We start from the raw sequence: 6,534 nt of genomic DNA, 5'->3' as shown, positions 1-6,534 counted from the left end.
TAAATTAAAACATAGTTTATACCAACGTGAAGAACGTTTGCCATAACCATTGCATACATCGAATATTTGGTTAATGACATTCCGTCTGCAAATTGCTTATATCCTTGATACATTACCAACGGAATTAAAGAAAAAGCAACCCAACCCAAATATGGTTTTGCAAGAACAATAACATCTGCTGGCTGTTTCAACAACTCCATAATTGGTTTAGCAAACATAATTACGGTAAAAAGCACTAAACCGAGAATTGTACATAGAAATAAACCATGATGAAAAGCAGATCTAATTTTTGTATCGTTTTTTTCTGCATCGCCTTCGGCCACAATTGGCGTAATGGCTGTAGAGAATCCAATTCCTAGAGACATTGCAATAAAGATCATACTGTTACCAAGAGAAACTGCGGCCAATTCTGTGCTTCCTATTTTGCCAACCATTATATTATCGACAATACCAATTAAAGTATGCCCGACCATACCCAAAATTACGGGATATGCTAGTCTTAAATTATACGAAAACTCTTTGGTGTACTGCTTTAAATTCACTTGTAATCAATTTTAGTCGGCAAAGATAGTCAGAAGCTTCGAATTCTATCCTATCAATAAAAATATATCCCAATTTTAAGACAAAAATAAGCCAGACTCAATATTATGTAACGATTTTTAAAAATTGTATAACAAACTCCAAATAGCTTGCATATAATTTTACATTATAGAAATTTCAAAAATATAAGCCATGAAAAAATTACAGATGTTATGCCTAGCTGCGTTCACGTTTTTATTTGCCAACACAACTTTTGCTCAAGATAGCGGAGTAGAAAATTACGATCAGGGTTTTAGATTAGGAGTCGGATTAAATGGAGGACTTCCTACTGATAACGATTATGACTGGTCTCTTGGTGGAGATGTACGTCTACAGTACGATCTTTCTAAAAAAACATCATTAACCTTAACAACGGGATTTACAAATTTATTTATGGGAAAAGATGAACTTGGAAATAACGTAAAAGATCTTGGTTTTATTCCAGCAAAAGCAGGTTTTAAAGCATTTGTTTTAAAAGATCAATTTTATGTTTTAGGAGAACTTGGTGCTGGTTTTGCAGTAACAAATGGTTACGATAAAACAACTTTTTTATGGGCTCCAGGTATTGGTTATGCCAACAAGTACATTGACTTAAGTGTTCGTTATGAAGATTATCATGATTTTAGAACCAATCAAGTAGCATTGCGTGTTGCTTATGGTTTTAAATTATAAAAAATAGGTTTAATTTATTATTTTGTTTTTGGTAAAAAACCGACAGTCTGAAGAGTCTGTCGGTTTTTTTATTTGGAAAATTAAAATAGCAACGATAGCATATAAAATAAACCCGAGAGGTTTTAACAACCAGTCGAGTTTCAAAAAATTATCTTATTTGGCAAATTATCTCCATTATTTTACCTTCTCTCCCAATTCCTTTTTATACAATTCGATATTTGCTGCTGTTTTTTCGTCTAGTTCAGGTTCTGTAATATCAGAGTGTTTTTTCATTTCTTCCCAAATAATTTTAGCTACAATATAGCGAGACATTTCTTTGTCGTCTGCGGGAACAATATACCAAGGCGCATGCGAAGTCGAGGTTTTATTTATAGCTTCTTCATAATACTTCATATATTCGTCCCAATAACCACGTTCTTTCAAATCGCCTGGCGAAAATTTCCAATTGTGTTTTTCTTCTTCCAATCGGCGCAATAAACGCTGACGCTGTTCTTCCTTACTTAAATGAAGATAGAACTTCATCACTATTGTACCATTTTGAGAAATATGTTTTTCAAAATTATTGATTTGTTCAATTCTATTTTTCCAAAAATCGGATGTGATATCATCTACAGAATTTATTCCTGGTAAGTTTTCTCCCAAAATATATTCAGGATGCACGCGCGTAACCAAAACATTCTCGTAATGCGTTCTATTAAAAATGGCAAACTTTCCTTTTTCTGGAAGTGCAATATAATGCCTCCATAAATAATCATGCTCTAACTCTGCCGAAGTAGGCGTTTTAAAACTATGCACCACTACTCCACGCGCATTAAATTCTTTAAAAACTTCTCGAATCAAACTATCCTTTCCCGAAGTATCCATTCCCTGAAGGCAAATCAGAACCGCATATTTATTGTGCGCATACATTACATCTTGCAAATCGCTTAATTTGGCTTGAACCTTATCTAATTTTTCTTCTTTTTCGTCGTCATCGGCTTTTACAGATAATAAAGTCGGAATTTCTTTGAGCTTAATTTTCTCAACAACTTTAAAATCTTTTGGATCTATTGATTTCATATCTTTTTGATTTTTTGTCTTATAAATATACTAATTTTACGAATTCCGATAACTATTGGAACTACTATTCATTGCAATAAAAACAACATTTCATGGAAAAATTCACATTAGAAATATTATTTCACATTATCGGAATCGGTTCTGCATCAGGATTATTTTTAAATAATAACTCACTTTACGTAATTGGCGACAACAGCGGATTTCTTTATGAATATAACATCGAAAACAAACAATTAAATCAGCATCCTTTAATTGACAATCCCACACAAAATATTCCTAAGAATCTAAAACCTGATTTTGAATCTTTAACACATCACAACGACACCTTGTATGTTTTTGGTTCTGGTTCAACCGAAAATCGAAATAAAATGATTGCGTTTGATATCAAATCAAAAACGATTTTACAAAAGAATAATTTAGTCGATTTGTATGCTGTAATGCAGAATTTCGGGGAAATAAAACCAGAAGATTTTAATTTGGAAGGTGCTATTTTCGATGGAGAAAACTGGTATTTATTCAATCGCGGAAATGGCGTTACTAACAAAAACACCATTTTTACAATTCATGCCAAAAATCTAGGAGAAGAATTTGCCTTGATTTCTGTCAATTATAAACTCCCAAAAATAAAAGGTGTTCGTTCTAGCTTTACCGATGCTATTTTGGTTGATGATAAAATCTACTTCCTTTCAACTGCAGAAGATACCAAATCGACTTATGACGATGGCGCAATTTTAGGAAGTTTCATTGGAAGAATCGATGTCAAAACGATGAAAATAGATTTCACTCAAAAAATTACGGCAACCAATAAATTTGAAGGCCTGACTTTCTACAAAAAAGAAAACAATAAAATAGAGTTTTTACTTTGTGAAGATAATGACACCGAAGTTTTAGAAACTAAGATTTATAAATTGACCTTACCAATTAAATAAACTTTGTGAATCTCTGTGAAAGAATTATTACACAGAGATTCGCAGAGGTTTTTCGCAGAAAAACACAAAATATTTTTATTACGTTTCTAAAATAAAACCTTTGCAACTTTGAATCTTTGCAACTCTGAACCTTAAAATTTTTTTTTACCCCTGTCCCAACCTTTTTATCTTTTTATCTCTCTTTATAAGAAAGACAACAATTGTGATAAACGAGACTCAAATAGCAAACTGTAAAAAAATGCACCGCGATGCCCAACGCGAAGTGTACGAATACATGGCGCCTAAGTTGTACCGCCTTTGTAAAAGATATTTAAAAAAGGAAGAAGAAATAGAAGAAGCTTTGGCCGATTCTTTCTTTACTATTTTCACCAAACTAGATCAGTTAAAAGAAGCATATGCTTTTGAAGCTTGGGCTAAAAGAATAACTGTAAATCATTGTTTGGCAACTATTAGAAAAGCAACCAACTTCAACATGTATTTAGACGACGTAAAGCTGATTTCTCAGCCTTCTGTCGATGAACTAAATACGTTGGAAGAAGAAGATTTGCTTAATTTATTAAACCACATTCCAGACGGCTGTAAAACGGTTTTTAACCTTTTCGTCATTGAAGGTTATGGACATAAAGAAATAGCCGAAATGCTAAAGATTTCTGAAGGCACCTCTAAATCACAATTAAATGCCGCTAAGACCAAACTGAAAGAACTGGCTAATAAATTGTATTATCAAAAAGCAAAATAGTCATGGACAATCAAGATAAATTATTCGATAAAATAAAAGAAGCTTCGCAAAAAGCCGAGTTTCAAGACTTTCCAGGAATGGAAAAAGTCTGGTCGCGCGTAGAAGAAAAACTGGACAAAAAAGAAGATAAAAAGACAATCGTTTTGTGGAAGAAAATTGCGATTGCAGCTTCTCTACTATTACTTATTTCTTTAGGATATCAATTTTTGCATGTAAATAAAGAAACTGCAGCAGAAACTTCAAAAGTTGTTCTAGAAGAAAAAGAAATAAAACAACCAGAGCAACCCATTTTAGATAAAAAAGTTGCAACTCCATCTTCAGATTCACAAATAATTTCTAATGAAGAAGCGATTAAAATTTTAGAAAATAAAACTAAAAGTAAAGAAAGAGTTGCGATTCAGGAAACAACCATTCATAAAACAGAACCAATTCAATCTATTCCAGCGCCACAAATTTTGGTAGAAAAAGCAATTCCTGAAAAAGTCTTGTTAGAAGAAACATTTGGAGAAGAAGACAATACCTCATCCAAAAAAGAAGTAACTTCAGATATGGGTTATTCAAGTTATCCTGAAAGAGCGTCTTCAAAAGTTGCTTATTCTAGCGCACCGCCATCACAAAAAGCTAGAAAAAGTGCTCCTTTAGTGGTTCTAAACGGAAATGCAATTGCGCACAGCGACGATGTCAAAAAAGACAAAATGATTCAGAACGAACTTCCGAATCTACAGCCAGAAAATTTAGATTCGCTTGTAGTTCTTGACGAACCTTTGTATATCATTGACGGAATTTATTATTCAGAAAATGATTTATTCGGAAAAAATCCAACGAGTCCGTATGCACCTTTAGACAAACAAGACATTAAAACCATAACGATTTTACAAGACCTTGAAGCCACCGAAAAATATGGCGAAAAAGGAAAAAAAGGAGTTGTTATAATTACTACTAAAAACGGAAAACCTGCTCCTAAAAAATAATCAGGTCACAACAGAACTTTGTCAAAGTTTGAAACTTTGACAAAGTTAAATCTCAACATTAATTCTTAAAACTTATAATCATGAAAAGTCTAAAACTTATTTCATCAGCCATTGCTATGCTTATATGTTTCGTAAGTATGGCACAAGAAAGAACGATTTCTGGAACTGTTTCAGATGAAGCCAATGTAGCTCTTCCAGGCGTAACTATTTTCAATCAGACATCAAAAACAAATACTACAACTGATTTCGATGGAAAATATAGCATTCAAGCAAAAACAGGAGACATGTTGGTTTTTAGCTTCATTGGATACAAAAACCAAAGCCAAAAGGTTCAAAATTCAAATATTATGAATATAAAAATGTTTCCAGAAATGTCAAGTTTGCAAGAAGTTGTAGTTGTTGGTTACGGTTCAAGCGATGCTGAATATAACAATCGTAGTTACGAGCGTGCTGAAAGAAAAAAAGCAAAAATGGCGACAGCATCAGTAGCTATTCAAGGAAAAGTATCAGGAATTCAAGTTCAAAATTCTATGGGATATTCTGCCATGCCTGCACCAACTATTACTATTCGCGGAAATGAATCTGTTTCTCCAAAAAATGAACCGCTGTATATTATTGACGGAGTTCCTGCAAAAGCCAACCAAATGGCAAAAATAAATCCGAATGATATTGATAATGTTTCTGTTTTAAAAGATCAAGCTGCAACTTCGATTTATGGAAGTAAAGCTTCAAATGGTGTTGTCGTAATTTCAACCAAAAATGAAATCTACAAAAACCTAACAGAAAAAGAATTGGATAAAAAGTTGAAAATCCTGCCAATTTCGACCGAACCAACTCAAGAAGATTACGATTCTTTTGTAGAAAATGCTTTCGAAAGTCCGAAAACAGCGCCACTTTCAACTTTCTCTATAGATGTTGATAATGCTTCATATACCAATATCAGACGCTTTTTAAATAACGGACAGCAAGTTCCGAAAGACGCTGTACGTGTTGAAGAAATGGTTAATTTCTTTAAATACACTTATCCGCAGCCAAAAAATGAAAATCCGTTTTCTATCAATACAGAAGTGAGCGATTCCCCTTGGAATTCAAACAACAAAATATTGAAAATTGGTTTGCAAGGAAAAAATATTCCAACTCAGGATTTACCAGCTTCAAATCTTGTTTTCTTAATTGATGTTTCTGGATCTATGGAAGACATGAACAAATTGCCATTACTAAAACAATCATTGAAAATTTTGGTTGACGAATTAAGACCAAAAGACAAAGTGGCAATTGTGGTTTACGCTGGCGCAGCAGGAATGGTTTTACCTCCAACTTCTGGAGACGATAAAAAAACAATTATTAATGCATTAGACAATTTACAAGCTGGAGGAAGTACAGCTGGAGGAGCAGGAATTGAATTGGCTTATAAAATTGCTGCTGAAAATTTCATAAAAAGCGGAAACAACAGAGTAATCTTGGCTACTGATGGAGATTTTAATGTTGGAAGTTCTTCTAATTCTGATATGGAAAAATTAATTGAAGAGAAGAGAAAAACAGGCGTTTTCTTGACTTGTTTAGGTTACGGAATGGGAAATTACAA

Annotated in this window: 7 protein-coding genes; 5 read left to right on the top strand and 2 right to left on the bottom strand. The window is 33.1% G+C overall.

Going from position 1 to position 6,534, the window contains the following annotated elements; genetic code table 11:
• The coding region (locus B3J44_RS22610; RefSeq protein ID WP_286971582.1) for an MATE family efflux transporter at positions 1 to 542 on the bottom strand (542 nt) is incomplete at its 3' end.
• Positions 543 to 732: 190 nt separating this feature from the next.
• Between B3J44_RS22610 and B3J44_RS22605 the strand changes: the two genes are divergently transcribed.
• Positions 733 to 1,251 carry a hypothetical protein gene (locus tag B3J44_RS22605; protein ID WP_198858315.1) on the top strand — a complete coding sequence of 173 codons (519 nt, stop codon included), beginning with the start codon at positions 733 to 735 and terminating at the stop codon, positions 1,249 to 1,251.
• Positions 1,252 to 1,425: 174 nt separating this feature from the next.
• Here B3J44_RS22605 and B3J44_RS22600 read toward each other — a convergent pair whose 3' ends face one another.
• Entirely contained in the window at positions 1,426 to 2,310 is an 885-nt protein-coding gene (locus B3J44_RS22600) for a PPK2 family polyphosphate kinase (protein ID WP_286971580.1), read from the bottom strand.
• A gap of 92 nt (positions 2,311 to 2,402) precedes the next feature.
• Here B3J44_RS22600 and B3J44_RS22595 point away from each other — a divergent pair, with 92 nt between their 5' ends.
• The 4 genes from B3J44_RS22595 to B3J44_RS22580 all read left to right on the top strand — a co-directional run.
• A complete protein-coding gene (locus B3J44_RS22595) occupies positions 2,403 to 3,239 on the top strand; it encodes a DUF6929 family protein (protein WP_286971578.1) in 837 nt (278 codons plus the stop codon).
• Between the two features lie 238 nt (positions 3,240 to 3,477).
• Entirely contained in the window at positions 3,478 to 3,978 is a 501-nt protein-coding gene (locus B3J44_RS22590; protein ID WP_286971576.1) for an RNA polymerase sigma factor, read from the top strand.
• A gap of 2 nt (positions 3,979 to 3,980) precedes the next feature.
• Positions 3,981 to 4,949, top strand: a complete 969-nt coding sequence (locus B3J44_RS22585) for a hypothetical protein (RefSeq protein WP_286971575.1) — start codon at positions 3,981 to 3,983, stop codon at positions 4,947 to 4,949.
• A gap of 80 nt (positions 4,950 to 5,029) precedes the next feature.
• Positions 5,030 to 6,534 (top strand): VWA domain-containing protein (locus tag B3J44_RS22580; RefSeq protein ID WP_286971573.1); only part of this gene is annotated, 1,505 nt, incomplete at its 3' end.

Source organism: Flavobacterium sp. UBA4854, from assembly GCF_002399805.1.
GTDB classification, from domain to species: Bacteria; Bacteroidota; Bacteroidia; order Flavobacteriales; family Flavobacteriaceae; genus Flavobacterium; species Flavobacterium ginsengisoli.
This window is presented reverse-complemented; position numbering and strand designations above follow the sequence as displayed.

Bases quoted from the DNA above. Each gene is read 5' to 3' on its own strand.
- B3J44_RS22605 (WP_198858315.1), top strand. From the start codon at position 733: ATGAAAAAATTACAGATGTTATGCCTAGCTGCGTTCACGTTTTTATTT.
- B3J44_RS22600 (WP_286971580.1), bottom strand. From the start codon at position 2,310: ATGAAATCAATAGATCCAAAAGATTTTAAAGTTGTTGAGAAAATTAAG.
- B3J44_RS22595 (WP_286971578.1), top strand. From the start codon at position 2,403: ATGGAAAAATTCACATTAGAAATATTATTTCACATTATCGGAATCGGT.
- B3J44_RS22590 (WP_286971576.1), top strand. From the start codon at position 3,478: ATGCACCGCGATGCCCAACGCGAAGTGTACGAATACATGGCGCCTAAG.
- B3J44_RS22585 (WP_286971575.1), top strand. From the start codon at position 3,981: ATGGACAATCAAGATAAATTATTCGATAAAATAAAAGAAGCTTCGCAA.